26 protein-coding genes are annotated in these 23,261 nt (G+C 65.3%); 12 read left to right on the plus strand and 14 right to left on the minus strand.

Going from position 1 to position 23,261, the window contains the following annotated elements; translation table 11 throughout:
- Window position 1 precedes the first annotated feature (1 nt).
- Together rapZ and uvrC are read right to left on the minus strand one after the other, a co-directional pair.
- On the minus strand, window positions 2-859 hold the full coding sequence (gene rapZ / locus AB5J62_RS25975; RefSeq protein ID WP_091293211.1) for an RNase adapter RapZ: 858 nt from the start codon (window positions 857-859) through the stop codon (window positions 2-4).
- Window positions 860-894: 35 nt separating this feature from the next.
- Window positions 895-2,844, minus strand: coding sequence for an excinuclease ABC subunit UvrC (gene uvrC / locus AB5J62_RS25980; RefSeq protein ID WP_370942540.1), 1,950 nt, complete (start codon window positions 2,842-2,844; stop codon window positions 895-897).
- 179 nt (window positions 2,845-3,023) lie between these two features.
- Here uvrC and AB5J62_RS25985 point away from each other — a divergent pair, with 179 nt between their 5' ends.
- From AB5J62_RS25985 to AB5J62_RS26005, 5 genes are all read left to right on the plus strand, one after another.
- On the plus strand, window positions 3,024-3,719 hold the full coding sequence (locus AB5J62_RS25985) for a trypsin-like serine protease (RefSeq protein ID WP_370942541.1): 696 nt from the start codon (window positions 3,024-3,026) through the stop codon (window positions 3,717-3,719).
- 159 nt (window positions 3,720-3,878) lie between these two features.
- The gene (locus tag AB5J62_RS25990; RefSeq protein WP_370942542.1) at window positions 3,879-4,601 is read left to right on the plus strand and encodes a trypsin-like serine protease; all 723 of its coding nucleotides are present in this window, start codon (window positions 3,879-3,881) and stop codon (window positions 4,599-4,601) included.
- 76 nt (window positions 4,602-4,677) lie between these two features.
- Window positions 4,678-5,454, plus strand: a complete 777-nt coding sequence (locus AB5J62_RS25995; protein WP_370942543.1) for an exodeoxyribonuclease III — start codon at window positions 4,678-4,680, stop codon at window positions 5,452-5,454.
- A 204-nt stretch (window positions 5,455-5,658) separates the two neighbouring features.
- Entirely contained in the window at window positions 5,659-6,063 is a 405-nt protein-coding gene (locus AB5J62_RS26000) for a hypothetical protein (protein WP_370942544.1), read from the plus strand.
- Window positions 6,064-6,119: 56 nt separating this feature from the next.
- Window positions 6,120-7,229, plus strand: coding sequence for a glycosyltransferase family 2 protein (locus AB5J62_RS26005; protein ID WP_370942545.1), 1,110 nt, complete (start codon window positions 6,120-6,122; stop codon window positions 7,227-7,229).
- Here AB5J62_RS26005 and AB5J62_RS26010 read toward each other — a convergent pair.
- The 8 genes from AB5J62_RS26010 to AB5J62_RS26045 all read right to left on the minus strand — a co-directional run bounded on the left by AB5J62_RS26010 (window position 7,216) and on the right by AB5J62_RS26045 (window position 11,726).
- Window positions 7,216-7,851, minus strand: a complete 636-nt coding sequence (locus tag AB5J62_RS26010) for a DUF2306 domain-containing protein (RefSeq protein WP_370942546.1) — start codon at window positions 7,849-7,851, stop codon at window positions 7,216-7,218. The two genes, AB5J62_RS26005 and AB5J62_RS26010, sit on opposite strands and share 14 nt — an antisense overlap.
- Window positions 7,852-8,269: 418 nt before the next feature.
- Complete coding sequence (locus AB5J62_RS26015) at window positions 8,270-9,082, minus strand: helix-turn-helix transcriptional regulator (RefSeq protein WP_370942547.1); 813 nt, start codon at window positions 9,080-9,082, stop codon at window positions 8,270-8,272.
- Window positions 9,083-9,216: 134 nt separating this feature from the next.
- On the minus strand, window positions 9,217-9,378 hold the full coding sequence (locus AB5J62_RS26020) for a hypothetical protein (RefSeq protein ID WP_370942548.1): 162 nt from the start codon (window positions 9,376-9,378) through the stop codon (window positions 9,217-9,219).
- Entirely contained in the window at window positions 9,375-9,701 is a 327-nt protein-coding gene (locus tag AB5J62_RS26025; protein ID WP_370942549.1) for a helix-turn-helix domain-containing protein, read from the minus strand. The genes AB5J62_RS26020 and AB5J62_RS26025 overlap by 4 nt, the downstream gene beginning before the upstream one ends.
- Window positions 9,698-9,961: a helix-turn-helix domain-containing protein gene (locus AB5J62_RS26030; protein WP_370950342.1), complete on the minus strand. Its 264-nt coding sequence runs from the start codon at window positions 9,959-9,961 to the stop codon at window positions 9,698-9,700. Before AB5J62_RS26030 ends, AB5J62_RS26025 begins: the two co-directional genes overlap by 4 nt.
- A gap of 57 nt (window positions 9,962-10,018) precedes the next feature.
- Complete coding sequence (locus tag AB5J62_RS26035) at window positions 10,019-10,573, minus strand: hypothetical protein (RefSeq protein WP_370942550.1); 555 nt, start codon at window positions 10,571-10,573, stop codon at window positions 10,019-10,021.
- Window positions 10,570-10,812 carry a hypothetical protein gene (locus AB5J62_RS26040; protein WP_370942551.1) on the minus strand — a complete coding sequence of 81 codons (243 nt, stop codon included), beginning with the start codon at window positions 10,810-10,812 and terminating at the stop codon, window positions 10,570-10,572. The genes AB5J62_RS26035 and AB5J62_RS26040 overlap by 4 nt, the downstream gene beginning before the upstream one ends.
- Before the next feature lie 479 nt (window positions 10,813-11,291).
- Window positions 11,292-11,726 carry an Imm1 family immunity protein gene (locus tag AB5J62_RS26045; protein WP_370942552.1) on the minus strand — a complete coding sequence of 145 codons (435 nt, stop codon included), beginning with the start codon at window positions 11,724-11,726 and terminating at the stop codon, window positions 11,292-11,294.
- Window positions 11,727-12,036: 310 nt separating this feature from the next.
- Between AB5J62_RS26045 and AB5J62_RS26050 the strand changes: the two genes are divergently transcribed.
- The 7 genes from AB5J62_RS26050 to AB5J62_RS26080 all read left to right on the plus strand — a co-directional run bounded on the left by AB5J62_RS26050 (window position 12,037) and on the right by AB5J62_RS26080 (window position 18,874).
- Window positions 12,037-13,557 carry a helix-turn-helix domain-containing protein gene (locus AB5J62_RS26050; protein ID WP_370942553.1) on the plus strand — a complete coding sequence of 507 codons (1,521 nt, stop codon included), beginning with the start codon at window positions 12,037-12,039 and terminating at the stop codon, window positions 13,555-13,557.
- Complete coding sequence (locus AB5J62_RS26055; RefSeq protein WP_370942554.1) at window positions 13,554-14,282, plus strand: MBL fold metallo-hydrolase; 729 nt, start codon at window positions 13,554-13,556, stop codon at window positions 14,280-14,282. Before AB5J62_RS26050 ends, AB5J62_RS26055 begins: the two co-directional genes overlap by 4 nt.
- 417 nt (window positions 14,283-14,699) lie before the next feature.
- Window positions 14,700-15,032 (plus strand): WhiB family transcriptional regulator, encoded by a 333-nt coding sequence (locus tag AB5J62_RS26060; protein WP_370942555.1) that lies wholly within the window; start codon window positions 14,700-14,702, stop codon window positions 15,030-15,032.
- Window positions 15,029-15,364: a hypothetical protein gene (locus AB5J62_RS26065; RefSeq protein ID WP_370942556.1), complete on the plus strand. Its 336-nt coding sequence runs from the start codon at window positions 15,029-15,031 to the stop codon at window positions 15,362-15,364. The genes AB5J62_RS26060 and AB5J62_RS26065 overlap by 4 nt, the downstream gene beginning before the upstream one ends.
- Window positions 15,361-16,134: a hypothetical protein gene (locus AB5J62_RS26070; protein WP_370942557.1), complete on the plus strand. Its 774-nt coding sequence runs from the start codon at window positions 15,361-15,363 to the stop codon at window positions 16,132-16,134. The genes AB5J62_RS26065 and AB5J62_RS26070 overlap by 4 nt, the downstream gene beginning before the upstream one ends.
- The gene (locus AB5J62_RS26075) at window positions 16,127-18,415 is read left to right on the plus strand and encodes a hypothetical protein (protein ID WP_370942558.1); all 2,289 of its coding nucleotides are present in this window, start codon (window positions 16,127-16,129) and stop codon (window positions 18,413-18,415) included. The genes AB5J62_RS26070 and AB5J62_RS26075 overlap by 8 nt, the downstream gene beginning before the upstream one ends.
- A gap of 87 nt (window positions 18,416-18,502) precedes the next feature.
- Window positions 18,503-18,874, plus strand: a complete 372-nt coding sequence (locus AB5J62_RS26080) for a hypothetical protein (RefSeq protein ID WP_370942559.1) — start codon at window positions 18,503-18,505, stop codon at window positions 18,872-18,874.
- Between the two features lie 83 nt (window positions 18,875-18,957).
- On the opposite strand, the gene AB5J62_RS26085 is transcribed toward AB5J62_RS26080, so the two are convergent.
- From AB5J62_RS26085 to AB5J62_RS26100, 4 genes are all read right to left on the minus strand, one after another.
- Window positions 18,958-20,577, minus strand: a complete 1,620-nt coding sequence (locus AB5J62_RS26085; protein WP_370942560.1) for a recombinase family protein — start codon at window positions 20,575-20,577, stop codon at window positions 18,958-18,960.
- A gap of 384 nt (window positions 20,578-20,961) precedes the next feature.
- Complete coding sequence (locus AB5J62_RS26090; protein ID WP_370942561.1) at window positions 20,962-21,624, minus strand: response regulator; 663 nt, start codon at window positions 21,622-21,624, stop codon at window positions 20,962-20,964.
- Window positions 21,621-22,748 (minus strand): sensor histidine kinase, encoded by a 1,128-nt coding sequence (locus AB5J62_RS26095; protein ID WP_370942562.1) that lies wholly within the window; start codon window positions 22,746-22,748, stop codon window positions 21,621-21,623. Before AB5J62_RS26095 ends, AB5J62_RS26090 begins: the two co-directional genes overlap by 4 nt.
- A 50-nt stretch (window positions 22,749-22,798) precedes the next feature.
- Window positions 22,799-23,260: a PH domain-containing protein gene (locus tag AB5J62_RS26100; protein WP_370950343.1), complete on the minus strand. Its 462-nt coding sequence runs from the start codon at window positions 23,258-23,260 to the stop codon at window positions 22,799-22,801.
- Window position 23,261: the final 1 nt, after the last annotated feature.

Consider the following 23,261-nt stretch of genomic DNA (forward strand, 5'->3'; position numbering starts at 1 on the left):
CTCACTCGCGGCCAAGGTCTCGGTGCACCACCTTCACTGCCATACCGTCCTCAGTGGACAGCCGCTTCGCGAGCTCTTCGGAGATCGCGACACTGCGGTGCTTCCCGCCGGTGCAGCCGACGGCGAGGGTCAGGTACCGCTTGCCCTCGCGCTTGTAGCCCGCGCCGATCAGCCGCAGCAGCTGGTGGTAGCGGTCGAGGAACTCGTCCGCGCCTTCCTGGCTGAGTACGTAGTTGCGCACCTCGGTGTCGAGACCGGTGTGCTCGCGCAGTTCCGGGATCCAGAACGGGTTCGGCAGGAACCGGATGTCCATCACCAGGTCGGCGTCCATCGGCAGGCCGTACTTGTAGCCGAAGGAGAGCACGGTGACCCTGGTCTGCGTCGAGGATTCCGAGCCGAACGCGTCCTCGATCTTGGCGCGCAGGTCGTGCACGGACAGCGAAGACGTGTCCAGCACGAGGTCCGCTTCCTCACGCAGCGGCGAAAGCAGCGTGCGCTCGGCGGTGATGCCGTCGGCGAGCCTGCCGTCGCCCTGCATCGGGTGGCCGCGGCGGACCGCCTCGAACCGGCGCACCAGCACCGCGTCCGTCGCCTCCAGGAACAGCACCCTCGGCTTGTAGCCGCGCGCGTCGAGGTCCTTGATGACCGACGAGAGGTCCTCGGTGAACGCGCGCGAGCGCACGTCCATCACGACCGCGACCTTGGTGATCGCGCCGCGCGCCTGCGCGCCGAGCTCGACCATCGTGGCGATCAGCTCCGGCGGCAGGTTGTCGACGACGAACCAGCCGAGGTCTTCCAGGCACTTGGCCGCGGTGCTGCGCCCGGCGCCGGACAGCCCGCTGACGACCGCGACCTCCATCCCGGACTTGTGCTCTTGATCCACCATGTCCCCACTCATGAACCCGACTCCCCTTCACCCTTGCTGACTGCCAGTGCGGCGAACACGGTCTCCGCGGTGCGCTTGCCTACCCCCGGCACCGCGGCGATCTCGTCCACCGTGGCCTGCTTCAGTTTCCTGACCGAGCCGAAGTGCTTGATCAGTGCCGTCCGGCGAGTCTGCCCGAGGCCGGGCACACCGTCCAAAACGGACACTTGCAGTCGTTTCGACCGTTTCTCGCGGTGGTACCGGATGGCGAAACGGTGAGCTTCGTCCCTGACGCGCTGCAAGAGGTACAACGCGTCGGAGGTTCGCGGCAGGATCACCGGATCGGGGTCGGCGGGCAGCCAGACCTCTTCGAGCCGCTTCGCCAGGCCGACCACCGCCACGTCGGTGATCCCGAGTTCCGCGAGCACGTCCGCGGCGGCCGTCGCCTGCGGGCCGGCGCCGTCGACCACGAGCAGGTTCGGCGGATACGCGAACTTGCGCGGCTTGCCCGTTTCCGGGTCGATTCCCGGCGTGGGGTTGTCCTCCGACGTTACGGTGCTTTCCTTGAGGTACCGGGAAAAACGCCGCCGCACGACCTCGGCGATCGTCGCGACGTCGCCCTCTTCGGCCGCCTCGCGCAACGCGAACCGGCGGTACTCGGACTTGCGCGCGATGCCGTCCTCGAACACGACCAGCGACGCGACGACGTCACTTCCGGCGATATGGCTGATGTCGACGCATTCGATGCGCAGTGGCGCCGAGTCGAGCGCGAGATGGTCCTGCAGCTCGGACAACGCGGCCGACCGCGCGGTGAGATCGCCCGCGCGCTTGAGCTTGTGCTGCTGGAACGCCTCGGCGGCGTTGCGCTGCACCGTTTCGGCCAGCGCGCGCTTGTCCCCCCGTTGCGGCACACGCAACGCGACCCTCGATCCGCGCAGCCCGCTGAGCCACTCCCCCAACGCCTCGGCGTCGTCCGGCAGCTCCGGCACGAGCACCTCGCGCGGGACGGGCGCGGCTTCGCCCTCGTCGACCGCCAGGTCCGACTGCTCGCCGTAGAACTGGGTGAGGAAGTGGTCGACGAGCGCGGGAACGTCCATCTCCTCGGCCTTGTCGATCACCCAGCCACGCTGCCCGCGCACGCGCCCGCCGCGCACGTGGAACACCTGGACGGCCGCTTCCAGCTCGTCGTGCGCGAAGGCGACGACATCGGCGTCGGTGCCGTCACCGAGCACCACCGCCTGCTTCTCCATGGCCCGGCGCAGCGCGCCGAGATCGTCACGCAGCCGCGCGGCGCGCTCGAACTCGAGCTCGTCGGAGGCCTGCGCCATCTCGCGTTCGAGGCGGCGGACCATGCCGTCGGTGCGGCCGGCGAGGAAGTCGCAGAAGTCCTCGACGATCGCGCGGTGCTCGTCGGCGTCCACCCGGCCGACGCACGGCGCGGAGCACTTGTCGATGTAGCCGAGCAGGCACGGCCTGCCGATCTGACCGTGCCGCCGGAAGACGCCGTTGGAGCAGGTGCGCGCCGGGAACACGCGCAGCAGCAGGTCGAGCGTCTCGCGGATCGCCCACGCGTGCGCGTACGGCCCGAAGTACCGGACGCCCTTCTTGCGGGCGCCCCGGTACACGTGCAGCCGGGGGAACTCCTCGCTCACGGTCACCGCCAGCACCGGGTACGACTTGTCGTCGCGGTACCGGACGTTGAACCGGGGGTCGAACTCCTTGATCCAGTTGTACTCGAGCTGCAGCGCCTCGACCTCGGTGCCGACCACGGTCCACTCGACGCTCGCGGCCGTGGTCACCATCTGGCGCGTGCGCGGATGCAGGCCGGACAAATCGGCGAAGTACGAGTTCAGGCGGCTACGCAGGCTCTTCGCCTTGCCCACGTAGATGACCCGCCTGGTCGCGTCGCGGAACTTGTACACGCCAGGTGCGTCCGGGATGCTCCCCGGCGAGGGACGGTAGGTGGACGGGTCAGCCACGTCCACCAGCCTATGGGCCGACACCGACAGCTTTGCGCGTACCCGTCGTTGTACGTGGATCCGTGCGCGGATCCGGCCCATTCGGCCCGCCGGGTCTGGACATTCGGCAGTATCGGCCGGGTGATCCGGTGATTACGGTCCGTCTGACTCCCCACTCGGCCCGGAAGGATCCCACCGTCATGCTGCTCCGCACCGTCGCCGCCACCGCGCTCGCCATGACCATGCTCGCGCCCGCCGCCGTCGCGCGGACCGACATCGTCGGCGGTGGGAACGCGCCTGCCACGCCTTGGGGCGCCCAAGTGCTCGTCGCCGTGCCCGGCGGCTTCGGCTTCGCTTGCTCAGGAACGATCATCGGCGCCAGATGGGTGCTGACGGCCGCGCACTGCGTCGCGGCGAGCACGACCGCGATGCAGGTCAGGATCGGCTCGAACAACCTGGGCGGCGGTGTCGCCGCGGACGTCGACCAGCGCAAGAAGTCACCGACCGGTGATGTCGCGCTGCTGCACCTGGCCAAGGACGTGACCACGACGTTCAGCAAGCTCGGGACCGCGGACCCGGCGACCGGTGCCACGAACCAGGTCTACGGCTGGGGTTTCACCGACGCGGACGGCCCGCTGTCGCCGACGCTCAAGGTGGCGAACGTGAAGGTGACCGGCACGTCGACCGACAACGCGGGCGGCAAGGCGATCAAGAGCGTCGGTGTCACCGGGTCGGCGTGGAAGGGCGACTCCGGCGGGCCGCAGGTCGCGAACGGACTCCAGGTCGGTGTCGCGTCGACCGTGCAGAACCAGGACGGCACGAACACCAAGGGGACGATGAACTACGCGAGCGTGGCGGCCAACCGTGCGTGGATCAAGACAACCTCAGGAGTGTGACCGTCGATCAGCGGACAGGGCAACCCTCGGTGCTGATCTACCAACGTAAGTCGGGCAATCCCGTTTACCCGACTTACGTTGGTTCCCTATCGAGTGAATGGATAGTTACTTTCCGTCCCAATGTTTCACCAGGCTTTTCTGGCGAAGGGAAACGGGAAAGTGAGCCGAATCCGTACCTTGGGCGCAGCGTCGATCGCGGCGGCCGCACTGGCACTCACCGCGGGCGCCACGGCGAACGCGGGCACACAGCCCGGCATCGTCGGCGGCGGCACCGCGCCGACGGTCAGCTGGGGCGCCCAGGTCTACGTCAACACCCCCGGCCGTGACTGGGACGGGTTCAACTGCTCCGGCACGATCATCGCCTCGCGCTGGGTGATGACCGCCCGGCACTGCCTCGACACCGACGGCAGCGGCATGCGCGTGCGCGTCGGCAGCAACCAGCTGCAGGGCGGCACCGTGATCGCGGTCGACCAGAAGAAGATCTCGCCCAACGGCGACATCGCGCTGCTGCACCTGGCCAGCGCGTTCACCACCACCTACATCACCCTCGGCACCGGCGACCCGGCCAGGGGCACCACCAACCAGCTCTACGGCTGGGGCCGCACCACCCCGACCGGCCCGCCCGCCTCCGCGCTGAAGGTGGCGAACGTCCAGGTCACCGGCTCGTCGACCGACGCGTACAACGGCCGCGCGATCCAGAGCGTCGGCATCAACGGCTCGGCGTGGAAGGGCGACTCGGGCGGCCCCGAGCTGTCCAACGGCGTCCAGGTCGGCGTCGCCTCGACCGTGCAGAACCAGAGCGGCAGCAACACCCGTGGCACCAACAACTACGCGAGCGTCGCGTCCAGCCGCAGCTGGATCCGCACGACCGCTGGGGTTTAAGGACTCGTAAGCGTTCCGGGCGGGGTGGTTCCAACCGCCCGGAACGCTCACGACCCGGTGTGAGAGTCTCCCCCTCATGCGTATCGCGACCTGGAACGTGAACTCCGTCGGGGCGAGGCTTCCCCGGCTGCTCGCCTGGCTCGAATCGGCGGCGCCGGACGTGCTTTGCCTGCAGGAGCTCAAATGCACGACCGAGGCCTTCCCGCTCGCCGAGGTTTCGGCGCTGGGCTACGAGGTCGCCGCTTACGGCCTCGGCCGCTGGAACGGCGTCGCGATCCTGTCGAAGGTCGGCATCGAGAACGTCCAGCGCGGCCTGACCGACGAACCGACTTACGAGGACGCGGTCGAGTCCCGCGCGATCGGCGCGACCTGCGGCGGCGTCCGCGTGTGGTCGGTCTACGTCCCGAACGGCCGCGATGTCGAGCACGATCACTACGCCTACAAGCTGCGCTGGCTGGAAGCGTTGCGCGGCACGGTCATCGCGGAGTCCGGCGACACCCCGTTCGCGGTGCTCGGCGACTTCAACATCGCACCCGCCGACGAAGACGTCTGGGACATCGGCAAGTTCGCCGAATCCACCCACGTGACCGAGCCCGAGCGCAAGGCGCTCGCGACGCTGCGCGACGCCGGGCTCAGCGATGTCGTCCCGCGGCCGCTGAAGTACGACCACCCGTTCACGTACTGGGACTACCGGGCGCTCGCGTTCCCGAACAACAACGGCATGCGCATCGATCTGGTGTACGGCAACGGGAAGTTCGCCTCCGCGGTCACCGATTCCTATGTGGACCGCAACGAGCGCAAGGGCAAGGGCGCGTCCGATCACGCGCCCGTTGTGGTCGACCTGACCGTCTGACCGCCTGTCGCCTCGGCCCGCCGCTCCGGCACCCGGAACGGCGGGCTTTTCCTTTTTCTCACCCGAGCGGCAATTGACATAAACCGTCAGAAATTACCGATTGTGGCCGATTTCAGCCTGCCCTGAAACATCTTGCGAGTTTTCTTTTCCGGCCCTTAATTTGAGTTGGTCGAACAAATTCCCGGTTACCGGAAGGAATTCCTTGTGAACGCACGCGCCAGTTTTCTGCAAGGCCTCGAAGCGGACCTCACCGCTTCTGAAGGAAAGACCACCACGAGCAGTGGTACTGCCGGCGGCCGCCGCCGAATTCGGGAAAAGGCAGGCGCGCTGGGCGCCACGCTTTTCGCCGTCGGCTCGTTCTTCGCGCTTTCGGCGGGCTCCGCGAGCGCCAGCCCCGTCACCGCGCAGGACGACTGCTGGACGCCCGACTACCGCGCGGAGAACCAGGTCAAGCACTGCTCCTGGATCGGCGGCGACATCCAGCGATTCGACTACCTGCGCTCCTACACCGCCAACAACGGCACCGTCCGCTGCCACGTGTTCGACCACTACTCGTGGACCTGCAACAACTGGTACTACATCGGCCAGCCGGAGGCTTGCGGACACTGACCGGACGCGGGTGCCCGCCCACGCGGCGGGCACCCGCACAGCGGAACGGAAGCACCATGCCTGACAAGATTTCGATCGTCGTGCTGGCCAAGGACGAGCAGCGTTGCATCGCGCGCTGCCTGGCGAGCATCACCGATCACGGCTTCGAAATACTGGTCGTGGACACCGGCTCCACGGACGAAACCACGGACATCGTCGCGAAACACGACAATGTCCGGCTTGTCCACTTTCCGTGGTCCGATTCCTTCAGCGCCGCCCGCAATTTCGCCATTGAATCCGTCCCGGCCGGCTGGATCGTCTTTCTCGACGCGGACGAATGGCTCAGCGAGCACGCGGCCGAGGAATTGACGGCCCGTTTGTCCGAATGGTCCGGCGCGCCGAACCTCGCCCGCCTCGTGCTCACTCCGACGATCTTCGACGTCGACCGCGGTATCGCGGAAGAAGGGGTCCCGCGCGTCTTCCGCGCCGAAAGCTCGATCCGTTATCGAGGCCCGGTCCACGAATACCCCGTCGTCGAGGGCGAGCGCGACGTCCGCGTCGACCTGGCCCGGCTGGGCGTCGAGTTCCGGCACGACGGCTATCACCCGGAGGTCGCGCGGGACAAGGACAAGCTTCACCGGAACCTGCGTTTGCTGGACCTCGCGCTGGCAGCCGACCCGGACAACCCACGCTGGTGGTACTACACGCTTCGCGACGGCCTGCCGGTGTTCGACCGCGACAGGATCGTCTCACTCTGCGACACACTGCGAGACCTGCCCAGCGACAACCGGCGGACAGGCGAACTCCTCAGCACGGCCCAGCTGTACCGGCTCGCGCTGGGCACCGCGTGCCAGGGACTCGCCGCGCTGCGGGACTGGCGGGCACTGGACCGCTACTGCGGCGAGCTGGACCGGCTGGGCAGCCCGGACGGGACCTACTTCCGCCTGATGGCCGAGCTGAGCACCGGGGTCCTCACCAACCGGGACCTGCTGGGCGCGGTCCGCCTGCGCGGCGACGAGAAACTGGTCGCCACCAGCGTCGTCGACCCGGCGGGCAGGCACCTCGACGCGTTGATCGTCGCGCTGCTCGAACGCCTCCGCGGCGAGTCCGAAGCCGAGCGGTATCGGGCACTGTGCGAACCATGGACCGACGTGTTCTTCGACCGCGGCCGGGCTAGGGCTGCCTGATGACCCGCTCGGCCACGACGAGGTTGATCACCCAGCCGGCGGCCATGAGCAACGCGTGGGTGAGCTCGCCCGGCGCACCGAAGGCCAAGGCCCAGGGCACGTGGGTCAGGACCTGCGTGCCCGCGCCCATGCCGATCGCGTAGCCACGGATCATCCAGGCCCGATGCCGCCGGATGTCCCGCCGCAGCACCGCGACGGTGCCGAGCACGAGCGCGACGGCCATACCCGAACCGAACACCACCCGGAACGCGAACAGCAGCGGCCCGTCACCCGGCGGCGACGGATAGAAGAAGGTCATCCACAACGCGGACAGCGCCGCGGCCAGGCCCAGCGGCACCAGCGCGCGCCCGGAGACCCGGTGCAGGCCGAGCCTGCGCCTTCGAAGGCCGGGCGCGAACTGGAACGCACCCATCACACAGAAAAGACTGGCCGCGATGATGTGCACGATCACGGGGACCGGCACCGCGAAGAAGCGGGCGTTCTCCGGGGTGATCGGCGCGCCGCCCGTCAGTTCGGCCAGGCGCAATGAGCCCGCGAAGATCGGGAAGGCGCAGAGCAGCAGCAAACCCGTGAGGATCCGCCAGTCCTTGTGCTTCTTCGGTGCCGCGGTTGTCGTTGCCACTGGAAGCGCCCTTCGTCGTCCTGCGTCTGGGCTCAATCCTGGCGAGGTGGATGTCTTGGCTCATCGGGAAAACGGGCCCCGGGCGGGTCGACCGGAGGGACGGGTGGCGTCTCGTACTTTCGGTTGAAGGGCTCGTGAGCGTTGCGGGCGGTTCTCTTTGAGGGGAAACGCAAAGGTGACGTGATCGTCGGCTCGGCGTCGGGTCGTGAGTGGTACGGCCGGTTCTCCACCGAATCAGTCAACTAACAACACTCTAGCATGGCCTCTACCTGCGGAAACTCGTTCTGCATGGCTTTCGTAGAGTTGCCTTGGATGATCCGCATGCGTCACCCGCGCGCCCTACGCCGCGCGGGTGACATGCGGAGTGGGGTCTCAACCTGCTTAAACAGGTGGGGTGAAGACGTTCCAAGGTCAGCGATCATTCGCCCGCCTGCTCTGGCAAGTCTGCGCATCGCCGTGCGATGAACTGGCGGCTGGTCTCCGGTGACATTGCCCGTCTGCGCAACGTGGCGAAAGCACGGAAACAGGCGCGCGTCACGGTTACGTTCTCGGAGAAGGTCCCGTCCTCAAAGCTCGATTGGTGAACCACGTCCGGGACGACGTCACCAAAACGGAGCCCGGTCACCACGCCGGTGAGCAGTGGATGCGTCATCGCGGCTATCGGCACCACCTGAACACGGACATTAGAACGCGCGTCGATGATGTCAAGCAAGAATCGCAGTTGCTCGGGCATGCACAAGCTTCCGCCGGTCCGATCCTTGAGCGCGTATTCGCCGATACCGAACCAAATCCGCTTCTGCTGGTACAAGACTTTCTGCCGGTGCGCGGTGAAATCCACCAGCGCATCCAACGACGTCCGCGTAGGCGTGAACGAGGTCTTGGCCGCTGCTCTGACGTAGTCGGGAACCCGCAGCAGTTCAGGGATAAACGCGGTAGTGGTGCAAAAGATCTCTGACGCGTCAGCTTCGTAGCTGGCTAGCCGCCTCAGGGTTCTTGGCAGCAAGTTGGCGTTCCTCGGAGACGTCGGCAACTCTCTGGCTTTGTCGCCCAGCACCAGCAGTTCTGAACGCTCGGCATCGTCAATGGTGAGCATGGCAAGTATCGCGGTGAGTTCAAGTCTTTTGAGCGCGCGTTCGCCTAGCTCAACCTTGCTCATCTGACTCTCATCGCACTCGATCGCCTCGGCGAGGTCGCGCTGCGTCAGGCCTTGGCGCAGACGCAAACGTCGCAACTGCGCTCCCAGCATACGGCGCGGCAAAGTTGGCCACACGATCTAACGAGTCCTCATTTCCCTTACTTGGCAAAAAAATGCTCGCTTAGGCCGCCTGCGTAGTCCACCGGCGGTCCGCCTGTTTTGTTCTGCTGTCAGCGTTCCGGCAATGGCCGAGGGGTGCCGAACTTGGGCCAGTAGGCGTTCACAACGTTCGCGGCGGCTGCGTGATCCTCATCCGTCAGCTCGTCGCCGATCTTGCGTTCTTGCGACAGGTGACGGAAATCCCGATCAAGCCTAGGTGTCTCGTCACTCATGTCATCTCGTCCTGCAACGCTGGACCGTCAAGCGACATGTCTGTGAACAAGCTCAGATCCGGGTCGGGGTAACGGAAATTCAGCACCGCACGCATCAGCAGTACGCCCCGGTCGATGCCGAGAGCGTCCGCCAGTCCCACCGCCAAGTCCAGGGACGTCAGCGCCCGTTCCGATCGTTCGATGGCATGCAAGGCGCTGACCGAACAGCCCGCCCGTGTGGCGACCTGTTCCGCACTGAGTCCCTTTTTCCTGCGTTGCCAACGAATCCAGGCACCGACCAGTCGGAGGTCATCAGCCGGTTTCACTGTCTCGGTGTCGGTCATGACCAACCTCCCTGCCCCGACTCGTAGTCCCGCAACAACATCGACACAAGCAGCACACGGCCTATGCCGAGGGCGTCAGCCCACGCTGCCATGACCGCCAGAGACCACAATGGACGCTTAGCTGACTCGACACGCCTGACCGTCTGCTCACTGATACCGGCCCGCTTAGCCAAGTCGGCCCGTGTCAGCCCGCGAGTCTCGCGCATGCATCGCAGGAAGACAGGCGCCGAATCGTCCGGTACCAGCTTCCCCAGCTTCATGTCTTTCGGCCCCTGGGTGTCCGGCCCGTTAGGGAAGATCCGTGCGTCCACGACGCTTCATGCCTCCAATCCTGTGCCGTACGTCAGCCGCCGCGCCGCCTTGCGCGGTATTCCGGCCGCCCGGTACAACGACATGGCCAATTCCAGCGTGAACTTGGCTACGCTCGGCCACCCGAGGCCGGTGGGAGGCCGGTGCACGAGTACTTCGGGACCGATCGCCATAGCTATCTGCCGCACCAAATCCGCGCGGCGAAACACATCCGGCTCGACCGCCAGCAACCCCAGAGCGCGTGACACTCCGCTGCAACCACGGGTCAGGTCGATTTCCGGCACTTGCCAGGACTCCGTACGCAACAACGCTCGTTCACTTCTCGCAACCAACCGCACGACGTCAGCGCCCAAATCGCACCAAACCCGATACGGCAGGAATTCGTCATCAAGAACCTCGGTTGCATCGGCCCGCACGGTTTGCCAAAACGCGATTCGTTCCAGCACATACGCGCGCTGTCGCGTCGACATCGTGTGCGGAAGCACCCGGTCCCGCCACCACACCACCCGGCCGGACGCGGTGTTGAACCGCTCCGCCGCTTGCCTCTGTTCGACCTCCGTCACGGAGTCCCCGCGACCTGCGGTACCGACCTCGGAGTCTTGTGCAGGCAGGCGAAACACGGCATTCCCCTCAGTACGGTCAGCAATTCCAATTCGCTGTAACCAAATTCGGCGCTGTTGCATAGCGCGGTGATCCGTTCCGGTATTGGCGCACCTGCGGGCGGTGCTTCGAACAGGTGCGTCAAGCGCTTGGACTCGTCGGCGATTCCCGGCAGTGGGCGCGCGGTGAATGTCTCTCTCATCCATCCACCTCTCGCAGTGAATGGCGTCCGGCGGGAGCGGGTGTTGGCTGGCCCACCCCCGCCGAACTCATCCGGCCGTCGCGCCTCGCGCTCGACCCCACGCCAGCAGTGGCAGAGCGGGGCAGCGGAACAGCCGGAGTCTGGGAAGGCCGGAACAACCGGCGGATACGGCCCGGCTTGCGGTGCCGACACCGGGGCCTGAGACGCTGCTCGACCGTCGGCAGGCTCGCGCGGGCCTCAAGGAACCTAAGGCAGCTCTGGCATCGGCGCGCGGGCGGCAGCAGCGATGAGGCGATCACCAAGATGTGACCACACACCGATTCGTAACGACCCTCCGCGCGTTCAACGCCACTGGCCATTTTCTCATCGGTCACAGCATGATTCCGGCCGTCGCCGTCACACCTATGCCACGTCACGTAAAGGCGCTTCAATCGACCGCTAATCCTACTCACCTCTTCCCCCTCATTTTTTAAGTCGCTTCAGTGCATGTCGTACGGAAGCCATTTAATGCATGTTGGGCGCGAACGAGTTTCTATCCATTCGACCAGTGCGCGCCGAATATCCGCGATTGGAAGGATTGCCGTCTGTGGAAAGACTGCTCCTGTAGAGCCGTTGAACACGAGGTCGATCGACGGCAGAGGACGCTTGGGGTTATACGAGTTCATAATCGGGGTGCCAGAGTCAGAGTGATCCATGTAGTTGAGCGCACCGTAACCGCTAGAAGGGCGTACGCTGACCCTCATTTGATGGTTGGGAACAGGGCCGCTTTTGGTCTGGTAATACTCGGTGTCGCCGACATATAGAACGGATTCCCAATCCAGGTGTTCGAGCTTCAACGTGTCGTCAATCAGCTCCAGCGACTCCCGCATGCTGCGCGCAACGCAGGCGACTTCATTGGTGAGCGAAGCTGTCACAACAGTGATCCGATCCTGGTCATTTGCGGGGTTCATCGTTGGGCGGCTACCTAACCCTCGAACCGACGTTCGGGTGAACGGGGAACAACGCCGTCAACCGTCTCTTGGCTGGCACGGAGACGTCTATATACGCCCAGACATGCGGATATTCCCCCAGGGAATATCCGCAGGTGACGGGGCGGATCGGGCATAGACCAGTTAGTCCGTTGGTGTGTAACCCACGGCGGATGTACGCTGGTGAGAGCGGTAGACCAAGGTCGGACGTGGTGCAGCGGGGTCGCGTATGAGCGTTGTGAGGCCAGGTGGGCTAGTGGCCAATGGCGCGCGACGCTGCACCGGTTGTCGCTGTGTGCTGGCTGTCGACAACACGGCAGCTCTGTGCAGTAAGTGTTTGCGCGATCAGCGCGATCAGCTTTTGGGACCACCGCGAAATCTGCGTCCAGAATTCTTCGATACTGACGAATTCCGACGCGCTTTCAACAGTCAGCAAATCGGAAATGTATTTAAAGCGTATCGCCATCATCCTCGCTGGCTTAAGCTACTCGGCAAGGCATTGAATCAAGAAGTCTTGGGCCGATGGCTGGGTCTAAACCAAGGCCAGGTCAGCAAGTTAGAGAATGGCAAGGACGAAGATAACATCAAAGTTCTGAGAGAGTACGCAACGATTCTTTGCTTGCCTCATGATGAGCTGTGGTTTCGCTTTCCTAACGAGGGTGCCATCGTTGTCCGCGGCGAAAATGGCTCCGCGGCTTCTGGTTTCGTCTTCGGGTGGCAGGACCCGGCTTTCGAGGCTTCCATTAAACAGCTAGGACAAAAGGCGGCCGGTGCCGCTTTGGTTGCCTTGGCGGCATCAGAGTCGGCTGCTTTTGGATTGAGGCATCAAGTGGCTGAAATTCATTCGTCAACAATGGAACAGATTGAAGAAGAAGTTCGACGACTTAGTATCGATTTCATAGCTGCTGATCCCCTGAATACGTTCCTGCGTAGCCGCAGGCTGCGCGATGATATTTTCACATTGCTCGACCAGCGCGCTTTCCCGCAACAGCAAGCCTTGTTGTACGGATACGCTGCTCGCACCTGCGGTTATCTGGCGGCAGCTGCCAGCGATTTCTACGGAAAGTACGAAGCCGCGTCCGACCAATGTCGTGTCGCTCGCCAGTTTTCCGAGGTGGCGAATATCCCCGAGCTGCGCTCATGGGTGCTCGGAATTGAGTCAGGTATCGCCTTCTGGCGTGACGACTGGAAACGTGCCGCTAACCTGGCCGAACGTTCGCTACAGCTTGCAGTGACCCGCTCTGGCGTAATGCGAGCAACATCTATGCGCGCACGTGCGCTAGCCCGCCTGGGAAACCGGGAGCAATTGCACGAGGTCATATCGGCATCGGAAGCTAGCTCTATCGACGGCACCAGTGACGACGAGAACGGGATGATCCTCTTCTCGGAAGACAACCATCTTCGATGCCTTGGCACGGCAAATCTATGGGTTGGAGAATCGCATCAAGCCCGCGAGCAACTGTCACAGGCTTTAACCGCATACCTCGCTAACGCGCCGGAAAACTTTGCTGTTATCGCCGTAATACGTGCTGACATCGCTCAGTCGTTCCTGATGGAACGCAATGTGGACGGCGCGGCAGAAGCCCTTGCGCCATTGTACGAGGTCGATACCAACATGAGACTTGAGGGCGCACTGCGAAGAATGCGTAACCTAAGTCGTATTCTACAATCTGAAAACTACAAGAGTTCAATTCAAGCGAGGGAGCTAGTGGTCAACATAGACTCCTTTACGGCAGGCGTCGAAGAGCAAATGAATCAGCTGCCGGAGGACGCGTGAAAATCACAGTAATCGGTTGTTCGACGCCGTACCCGCGTGCGAATAGGCCATGTTCGGGTTACCTGCTTTCCTCGGCAGATACGGCAATCCTTCTAGACTGCGGCTCAGGAGTCTTCGCTGCACTACTAGAACATGTCGACCCGAAAACGTTGGCCGCCGTATGGGTGTCCCACATGCATCCGGATCATTTTGCCGATCTCGCCGCTTTAGCAAACTGGGCACTGAACACCGAGGAAGCGCCAAAGCTCCGAATCTTCGGACCGATGAATTGGGACAAGCGGCTAAACTCGTTCATTTCTCCGGACCCTGCGGTTGACACCGTGAAAGATATATTCGAGGTCCGATATATAGGCGACGGAGACACCGCCACTATTGGAGATATCGAGCTCACAAGCCGACTGGTGCGGCACTCTGTCCCGACTTTTGGCGTTCGCGCCCAAGACGCTAAAGGCAACATATTTTCCTATTCGGGCGACACTGGAATGTGCGATGGCGTGAACGAACTAGCACGCGATGCTGACATATTCTTGTGCGAAGCGGGTTCAAGTGAGCCAGTCCCGTACCACCTAACCGCCGCGCAGGCTCTAGAAATCGCGCAGCGAGGCAATGCAGGAAGACTGCTTGTGACACATGTGCCGGAAGGTGTCACAGTTCGCGTGCCCGAAGGGGGGTCGGTCCCTTCTGAGCTGGTGAAACCCGGCGATGAGTGGACTGTCGGCGAGTAACGCGACACGACGCGAAAGATGGCGATATTCCAGCCGTGAATATCGCCATCTTTTTTATTCTTTCTCGGAATGTCCCGTTCGCAAAATGTGCCCTCGACCTGCGGATATGCTCGCGGCGACATAACCACATTCTAATGCCGACATAGTTGATATGTAGTGTTGCCGTCTTACTTGATGGCAGCGGCCCGCACTCAGCGAGTCGCAGCCAACAGTAAGGGCAATAATCATGAGTAACGCAATCAACAACGCGGGTTTTCCTGCGTTTCTTTCGATCCGTCAAGCCGCTTGGCTTCTCGGTGCTAGTGAGTCCAGCGTGTGCCGGGCGATCCGGGTCGGTGACCTGCGTGCCACGCGTCGCCGTTCCCGTCTGGTGATTTCTGCGGCTGAGCTGCGGCGTGTTCTTGACGGTGGTGCGCGATGACCGAATTCGACTACCAGAGGATGGCTGCTCGACTCGACCGGTTCGCCGATGTGCCGGATGACGTTCTTGCCGACGTGGTGACCAGGGATGGTTTGTGGCTGAGGGCGTTCGACCGGGACAACGTGTCGGATCTGACCGAGGATGATCCGTCCGACAGGGAGCTGGCCGCGCGGCTGTGTGCCGGGTGCCCGGTGATCGATGAATGCCTTGAGCTAGATCTTCGTGCCGCTGGTGCCGACACGGTCGGGGTGTGGGGTGCGTTGCCGGATACCGACCGGCGCGCCCTGTACCCGGTGTGGCTGAGCCGTCGGGGAGGTGAGCGGCGATGACGTTCACCTTGACGCCAAATCAGATTCTCGCCGTGCTGCTGGTGCTGCTGGTGCTGCTGATGATCTGGCGGTTCAGTGCCCGCAAGGCCAAGCAGGCCGCCGACGCGGCACGGGCGTCCGCCCGTGTGGTGTCGCTGGCCGGGCGGGTGATGTTCATGGGCGCGGCCATGGTCGGCGTGCAGTGGCTGGTGATCACGCATCCAGGCAACGCGACGCTGCTGCTCGCGGTGCTGGCAGTGCCGGATCTGATCGCGGCGCACATCCTGACGCGTGCGCTGACGGTCACGTCGATGGACACGACCACCCGCCGCCGGGGCGGTGGTCGCCGATGACGAATCAGGATGCGCGGCACGTGCCGCTGACGCGGGCTCAGAAGCTCGCACAGGACGCGGCCGAGGCGGCCGAGGTTCGCCGGTACCAGACGCACCCGGACGTGATCGCGCTTCGGGTGGAACGGGTCCGCGCTCAAGTGGATCGACTGTGCTGGGCGGGGATCGTTCTCGGCCTGGCGTTCACCGCCGCGAACGTGCAGTGGTTCGCTGCGGCCGGGGCCGAGGTGGGTTCGCTGGTGTGGCTGACGGCGTGGCTGCTCGATCCGACGGTGTGCCTGGTGCTGCTGGCGATTCTGCGAGCGGAGCAGGTGACCGCGCGGTACCAGGTCCACACGGGTCGGTGGGTGCGTGCGGCGAAGTGGCTGACGCTGGCAGCCACGTACGTGATGAACACGTGGTCGTCGTGGGCGGCCGGGTCACCGGCCGGGGTCGTGCTGCACTCGGTACCGCCGCTGGTCGTGTTCGTCGCGGCCGAAGCGGTCACCGACCTTCGCGACAAGCTCACCGACGCGGTGGCCGTGGCGTTCATGAACGCCACCAAGATTCATGAACCGACCGAGGTTCATGAACCCGCCGCACCGGCCGGTGAACCTGCGGTGCGGCGGAAGCTGTTCGCCGACTACCTCACCGATGCCCGGCAAGCGTGGACACCCGATGTGGTCGTGAGTCCTCTGTGGGTACGGGAGGTCACCGGGTGTTCGCGTGGCCTGTCGTCGCGGCTGGCCGCTGCTCTGGCCGCTGAGACCGGGCAGGGGGCCGCGCATGAATGAGGAGACGCACGAGCGTGCGGCGCTGGCCCGGTCAGCCGTGGCCGAGGTCGAACACGTCGGTCCGCTGATGGACGGCGAATTGGTGGATGACACGTTGCCGCAGCCACGCCGCCGGACAGTCCGGCGACGGGCCGCGCGGTGGTGCAAGCACGCGCGTCGTGTGGCCGCGCAGGTGTGGCGGTCCGGTCCGGTGGTGCGGGCCCGGTCGGTGGTCGGCTATCGGGCGCGAAAGCTGCCGCAGGATGTGGTGCGGTTGCTGTGGTTCGTGGTGCGCGGGAACTGGCGTTGGCTGGTGAAGTTCTGGAGTTGGGCCACCTACGCGGATCTGCGCTCGGATGCACGCCGCGCGCGGCTGGCCGGTGACGCCGAAGCACGGAGGGCAGCTCAAGAACTGATCCGATCGGACGCCACCGCGCGGTGGGCCAAGATCGGGATCGTCGCGCGACGGCTGGTGATCACGGCCCGGTTCACCGCACCCGTGGCGGCCGTGTTGTGGCTGGTCGACTCGGTGATGGACCGAGAGGACATGTGGGTCTGGCTGGCGAACGTCTACACGGGACTGGAAGCCACGTGGTCGGTGCTCACGGTCGGCGTGCCGGTGGTGCTCTACGCGCTGCCGGTGGTGTTACTGGTCGCGGCGGCGTTCGAGGGCAGGGACAAGACACCTGGTGTCGGGTGGCTGGTCCGCCCGGATCGTGAGGACGCCGATTCGTGGATCGATGAGCGGATGATCTCGAAAGCGTTGGCGCACTTGGGTATCGGGCCGTTGGATCGGTTCTTCAAGAACGGCGGTGTACTGGACTACCCCGTGACGGCGCGCACGGACGGGGATGGCACGTTCGCGCAGATCAGGTTGCCGATGGGAGTCACCGCGGACATGGTCGCGGCACGCCGTTCGAAGCTGGCCGCGAACCTCGGTCGGGCGTCGCTGGAAACGTGGCCTACCAAGGGAGATGAGGATGGAATCCTTGACCTGTGGGTCGCCGACAAGGGCATCCTGAGGTCCGCAGCCGGCAGTTGGCCTCTGGTCCACGATGGACAGGTAGACCTGTTCGACGGTGTCCCGTTTGTTCTGTCACAACGAGGTTCGGTCATCAACGCCCCGTTGATCGGCGTGAACTGGCTGATCGGTGGGAGGCCGGGACAGGGTAAGTCGGCGGCGTTGCGGACGCTGCTGCTCGGCGCGGCACTCGACCCCACGGCGGAACTGTGGGCGTTCGTGATGGGCGAGTCACCCGACTTCACCCCGTTCGCGCCACGTCTTTCCCGCTACCGGATGGGAATGGACGACAGCGTGGCCGAGGCGGCTACGCAAGCGCTGGCGGATCTGCTGTCCGAAATGGAGCGACGCGGCAAGGTCCTGGGTGAGCAGCCGGGCAGTCCGCCGAAGGTGTCACGCAAGCTCGCCGACAAGCGCAAGCTTGGGCTGCACCCGCTGGTGTGTGCGATCGATGAGTGTCACGAACTGTTCCAGCACCCCAAGTACGGCAAGAAAGCGCAAGAGCTGGCGGTGCGGCTGATCAAGCGCGGCCGCAAGTACGGCATCGTGTTGTTGCTGGCGACCCAGTCACCGACCAAGGACAGCATCCCGCGCGAGATCACCCGCAACATCTCGTGTGGCGTCGCGTTCTCCGTGGCCGATCAGGTAGCCAACGACGGACTGTTGGGATCGGGCAAGTACGCGGCGGGTATCCGGGCGACCGAGCTACGCATCAACACCGACCGGGGAACCTGCGTGGCGGTCGGGCTCACGGACGAGAGTTTCGAGCTGGTGCGCGGGTTCTACGTGCCGTTCGAAGACGGCGTAGACGACGTGACCCCGGTCATCGCCCGCGCCATGGCGTTGATTGAGGACGCGGGCTGGGCGATCGAGTCCAGCATGGTGCCGCAGCTCGAAGCGGCACCGGCCGAAGTGAACGAGCTGGCCGACATCGCCGAGGTTCTCGGCGGTGAGGACCGGGTGCGGACACAGCAGGTGCTGGCGCGGCTGATCGAGCACAACCCCGACCAGTACGAGCTGTGGACGTTCACCGACCTGAAAGCAGCGCTGACCCGGTACGGGCGCGGGCCGCGCAAGGTGCGCGGGCACATGTACGTCCACGCCGCCGACGTCGCCCATGCCAGGGCCCGCCGGGACGCCGAAGCGGATGGGGAGGCAGCAGGGGAGGCCGCCGAAACCGGGGGAGTTCTCCCCCCGACCTCCCCCACGGCGAATCCATGTGCTGAACAGGGGAAACACGGTGGGGGGAGGCGGGGGGATGCCGATTCAGACACCCGCTGAACCCCCAGAAAACCGGGGTTTTCGTGCCCGTGTTCGGCGGCTCCCCCGGTTCTCCCGCCGACCGGCCAAGGGGACGGTGAGCGCCCCTTGACCGACCGCCATACGAGTGATCCACAACCGACCATCCCGCGACAATCACGCAAGGGCAGTGACCATGACAGCGACCATCACGACAGGACAGACCACGCCGGACACGGCGACCACGGCTCCCCGGACAGCGACACGGGCGACGATGCTCACCGCAACTGCCAGGAAGGCCCTGAGCGGGCCGACAGCGTCCCGTCACGGCGGGCCGGGCAGATCACCCCCGCCCGACAGGGGGAGCCGGTCTCAGCGACCGTCAAGACCGGGCCCGACGGCTCAGTCTGGGTGTTCGTCGGCGGGGCAGACGCTGAGGAGTTTCTCGACAGGCTCACGGTGGTAGCCGACGCGCTGAACTCCATGTGGCAGACCCAATAGAGAGAGCGGCACTACTGGCCACAACGACAAGGGAGCCTCTCCGCCACATGGCGGGGAGACTCCCTTGTCAGTCACAAACGGGGTCAGTCCCCGTCGTGTCCTGTCTCTGCGGGCTCTTCAAGCAGACTAGTTACGTTGATCACGTCACCGGTCCCGCCGACACGCTCTTGCCACTCGGCTACCTCCGGCATGGCTTCCTGCCACCCTTCCGGCATCCGCCAACCGCCCCACACCGAACCATCCGGCAGCTTCTTCGGGGCGAACGTGAACCCGACGTCAAGCCACCGCAGCCGCTTCTCTTCCGCCGTCTTGCCCTCTAGCTCTTCCTGCCAGGTCCGGTCAGTCGGAACCCATTGCACGCCGCCAGGATCGGCCGGAAGCGCCCTGAGCACATCGATATCGGCCAAGATCTTGTCTCCGTCGGCGATGACCCTCCGCCGGTCATCTATGGACTTGACCCGCGCGACCTTGGCCATCTGCCGCGCGTAGTCCCTCTCCAGCTTGGCTATCTCGTTCGCGTGGCTGGTCGGCGGCAGCACGATCCGTTCCCGGACCGGAACCATCGCGAAGAGCTTGAAGAACGCCTTCTCGGCCAACGGCTCTATCTCATCCCCGCGCAGAGACGGGCCGTGCTTGCGCGTCGGGCAACGCCAGTAGAGGTACTCGTACTCCTTGGTCGAACCGTCCTTGCGAACGCGCTTCTGACCGCAGATCCGGTGCCACAGCGGGGTCAGGCAATCCGGGCACACCAGAATGCCGGAGAACCCATACGGCTGGTTACTGCCGCGCGTCTTCCTGCTCGCCTTCTCTTCCAGTTTGGCCGAAATCGCCGACTGCTCGGCAGGCTCGAAGATGCCGAGGTCAACCAGGTCGGGGTGTTCGAGCAAGGCGCGAAGCGTGCCCGGTGACCACTCGTACCCCTTCAGCTCAGCCGTGGCGGCGTCCTCTCCCCGGCGTTCGGCCGCTAGCTGCGCTTGCCTATCGCGGGGCGTGACGACCTTGTTCGCGGTCAGCCAGTCACACATCGCGGTAAGCCCTTTTCCGTCTTGGGCCTGCTTGGATAGCTTGTGCAGGATCTTGACCGCGTACGGGTCCAGCCCAAGAATCCAACCGCCCTTACCGGGAATCTCGACAGGCATCGTGCCGTACAGGTGGCTTTCCCCACCCCACCGACCCTCGTCCTTCAGCGTCGCCCGCGCGGAGCGGAAGCGCTCCTTCATCCGCTCCCGCTCCATCCGCGCGAAAGCAGCGATGAGCGTGATCATGAACTCGCTCATCGAGTTACTGGAGTCGATGCCCTCAGCGATCGCGATCAGCCGCTTACCGCGTGCCCTCAGCCACTCCAGCAACGTCAACGCGTCCATCACGTTCCGGACCAGCCGATCCAGCTTCGGAACCACAAGCGTCTTCCACGGCTGGGGCGGCGCATCGGTCAGCCAGTCCTTGAGCCCTGCCCGCTTGTGCGGCTCCAAGTCGCCGGAGACGTGCAGATCCTGCACGGTCTCCACGATCGGGAGGTCATAGGCATTGCAGTACCGGTGCGTGTCCCGCGTCTGAGTCGCATTGGACGTGCTCTCATCCGTGAAATGCGACTGACGGGAGTAGCACAACGCCGCGTCACCCTCCGGGGTGAACGGAACGACCGGTGGCCGCTCGCTTACCTGCTTCTTGAACCTCCGCTTTCGGGGTGCCGATGCGCTCATGGTGGGTATCCTCGCTGGTAGACGCCTTATGGGAGTGTAGTTCGTTGACCCATTCGGCGGCTAACCGGTCTAAACACTCACGACCCCCTTCTCGGGTTGCCCCGTCCGCGGCAGGGTCGTGGTCCGGCGTGAGTGAGGGCCTACTTCACTCGGATCCGCGGCGTGAGGGCCTAGTTCGACCGTATATACGGGTAAGGGAGGCCCCCACCCACTCAGCTCGGGTGAGGGAGGCCCCCACCCACACCGACCGTGGATGACGGCCCCTCAATACCTGGGCCTAGTGCCAGGGCGAGTGCGGCTTGCGTCGCTCAACGCCGCAAACCGCACTCACTCCGCCCTGAACACGCCACCTTCGACCTTCCGCCCAATAACCGCCCGCAACGCTCACGACCCCGGAGCGCCGGTGCGGCCGGTTTCGTAAGCCCACATGACGATCTCGACGCGATTGCGTGCGCCGATCTTCGCCATCAGGCTCGCGACGTGGGTCTTGACCGTGTTCAGCGTGATGTACAGCTCGGTCGCGATCTCCGCGTTGGTCCGCCCGCGAGCGACTGTGCGGAGCACCTGCTCTTCCCGGTCCGTCAACGGTTCGATGGGTTGCTTCGGCTTAGCTCGCCCGCTGCTCACGAAAGCGTTTAACAACCGCGCGGTGACACTCGGCGCGATGAGCGCGTCGCCCGCCGCCGCGGCGTGGACGGCTTGGGAAAGCAGCTGTGTTCCCGCGTTCTTGAGAAGGAACCCGCGCGCGCCCGCCCGGAGCGCCGCGTACACGTACTCGTCGAGGTCGAACGTCGTGATGACGACGACGGCGAGCGGGTCGGCGACCTCCGGACCGGCCAGGAGCCGGGTGGCTTCGATGCCGTCCAGCTCCGGCATCCGGATGTCGAACAGGCACACGTCCGGCCGCAGGCGCGTGGCGAGGTCGACGGCCTGCCGCCCGTCCTCGGCCTGGCCGATGACCTCGATGCCGGGCTGGGCGTCGAGCATCATGGTGAGCCCCGTACGCACGATCTCCTGATCGTCGGCGACGATCACCCGGACGGTCATGCCGACGCGCCCGCGCGTGGCAGCCGGGCGCGCACGGTCCAGCCTCGCCCGGGATCCGGGCCCGCCTCGCAGGAACCGCCGAGCAGGTCCGCGCGCTCGATCATGCCGAGCAGTCCGTAGCCGGGCGCCGTCCGGACCGGGCCGCCGTCGCCGTCATCGCTGACGCGCAAATGGACCGAAGTCGCGTCGGCGGCGACCGTGACCTCGATGCGCGTGGCGTGCCGGGCGTGTTTGCGGGCGTTGGTGACCGATTCCTGCGCTAGGCGATAGATCGCGCTCCCGACCGACGGCGACACCTCGCCGATCTCGTCCGAGATGACCACGTCGACCGTCGGCCTGCTCGCGCTCGCGAGCTTGGGCAGATCGGCGAGGCCCTGACCGGGCGTCAGCTGGGCGGGCTGGTCGCGGCGCAGCACGTGGACCATGGCGCGCATCTCGTCGAGCGCGGCCGCCGCCTCCGACTCGATCAGGCGCAGCGCCTCGGCCGCGGCTTCCGGTCGCGACTCCATGGTCGCGAGCCCCGCCTGCGCGCGGATCGCCATCGCCGAGACGTGATGGGCGACCGTGTCGTGCAGATCCCGCGCGAGCCGTTCGCGCTCCAGCAGCTTGACCTGATCGAACTCACGCCGCCGCGCACCCGCCCGATACCGGAACGCGGCGCCGAGCGCGCAGGTCGCGAACAGCACGACCGTTCCGCCGAACAGGTCGCCCGCGCTGGTGTGCCCCATCAGGCCGGAGAGCACGACCCGGCCGAGCACGACAGCCGCGCCGAGCACGAGCTCGCGTCCCGAACCCCACCTGACCAGCGCGTACGGCAAGATCAACAGGAACGCCATCGTGTAGGACGCCGACGCGAGACCGGCGGTCACCAGCTCGACGGCCGCCGAGGAGCCGAACGCGATCACGACCATCAGCAGCGGCCTGCTGCGCCGCCACAGCAACGTCGGCGCCAGCGCGGCGACGACCACCACGGACACCACGCGCCATGGCAGGTCCGTCCGGAGCACGCCTTCGAGCACCGCGGCCGTCACGAGCGCGGCGACGAGCACCCGGTCGCGCCGCGGCCACAGTGGCGCACCGGGCGGCCGCGGCTCGTGCCAGGTCGAGCGGAACAGGTCGGTCACGTGCTGATCGTACGAAACCCCGGGCCGGCACAGATCGGCCCAAAGTACGACTACATCGTGCCGGTGTGGCCTTCCCACGCCGCCTTGTGCAGTTTCCGCAGCGCGCGCACCGCCTCGACGGCGTGCAATCGGTCCACCGACTGCACCGCCATGACCGAGTGGTACTCGTCCTCCGGCAGTTCCAGCCTGGCGAACGAGGCGCCGTCGGGGAAACTGACCGAAAGCACCTCGTGCCAGCCGAACCGCTTGGTCAGCAACACATTGCGGACCTCGATGCCCTGTGCGTCGGCACGCACGCGCGGCATCGCGAACAGCATCGTGCCCGCCGCCAGCAGCACCCCGATGCCGATCATCGCAGCCTGGTCGGCCACTTGGAAGATCGCGCCGGTCTTCGAGTTGCGCAGCAGCACGCCGACCGTGGTGAAGGCCGCCAGCAGGAACACGGCCAGCAGGCTGCACACCACCAACGCCTTGCGCGGACGGCACACGACCTGCTGCTCCGAAGCGGTCATC

It is taken from the genome of Amycolatopsis sp. cg5, assembly GCF_041346955.1.
GTDB lineage: Bacteria > Actinomycetota > Actinomycetes > Mycobacteriales > Pseudonocardiaceae > Amycolatopsis.

Coding starts and splice junctions, on each gene's coding strand:
- rapZ (WP_091293211.1), bottom strand. CDS start 859: ATGGAGGTCGCGGTCGTCAGCGGGCTGTCCGGCGCCGGGCGCAGCACC.
- AB5J62_RS25985 (WP_370942541.1), top strand. CDS start 3,024: ATGCTGCTCCGCACCGTCGCCGCCACCGCGCTCGCCATGACCATGCTC.
- AB5J62_RS25995 (WP_370942543.1), top strand. CDS start 4,678: ATGCGTATCGCGACCTGGAACGTGAACTCCGTCGGGGCGAGGCTTCCC.
- AB5J62_RS26005 (WP_370942545.1), top strand. CDS start 6,120: ATGCCTGACAAGATTTCGATCGTCGTGCTGGCCAAGGACGAGCAGCGT.
- AB5J62_RS26020 (WP_370942548.1), bottom strand. CDS start 9,378: ATGAGTGACGAGACACCTAGGCTTGATCGGGATTTCCGTCACCTGTCG.
- AB5J62_RS26025 (WP_370942549.1), bottom strand. CDS start 9,701: ATGACCGACACCGAGACAGTGAAACCGGCTGATGACCTCCGACTGGTC.
- AB5J62_RS26030 (WP_370950342.1), bottom strand. CDS start 9,961: ATGAAGCTGGGGAAGCTGGTACCGGACGATTCGGCGCCTGTCTTCCTG.
- AB5J62_RS26040 (WP_370942551.1), bottom strand. CDS start 10,812: ATGAGAGAGACATTCACCGCGCGCCCACTGCCGGGAATCGCCGACGAG.
- AB5J62_RS26060 (WP_370942555.1), top strand. CDS start 14,700: ATGACCGAATTCGACTACCAGAGGATGGCTGCTCGACTCGACCGGTTC.
- AB5J62_RS26065 (WP_370942556.1), top strand. CDS start 15,029: ATGACGTTCACCTTGACGCCAAATCAGATTCTCGCCGTGCTGCTGGTG.
- AB5J62_RS26070 (WP_370942557.1), top strand. CDS start 15,361: ATGACGAATCAGGATGCGCGGCACGTGCCGCTGACGCGGGCTCAGAAG.
- AB5J62_RS26075 (WP_370942558.1), top strand. CDS start 16,127: ATGAATGAGGAGACGCACGAGCGTGCGGCGCTGGCCCGGTCAGCCGTG.
- AB5J62_RS26085 (WP_370942560.1), bottom strand. CDS start 20,577: ATGAGCGCATCGGCACCCCGAAAGCGGAGGTTCAAGAAGCAGGTAAGC.
- AB5J62_RS26090 (WP_370942561.1), bottom strand. CDS start 21,624: ATGACCGTCCGGGTGATCGTCGCCGACGATCAGGAGATCGTGCGTACG.
- AB5J62_RS26100 (WP_370950343.1), bottom strand. CDS start 23,260: ATGACCGCTTCGGAGCAGCAGGTCGTGTGCCGTCCGCGCAAGGCGTTG.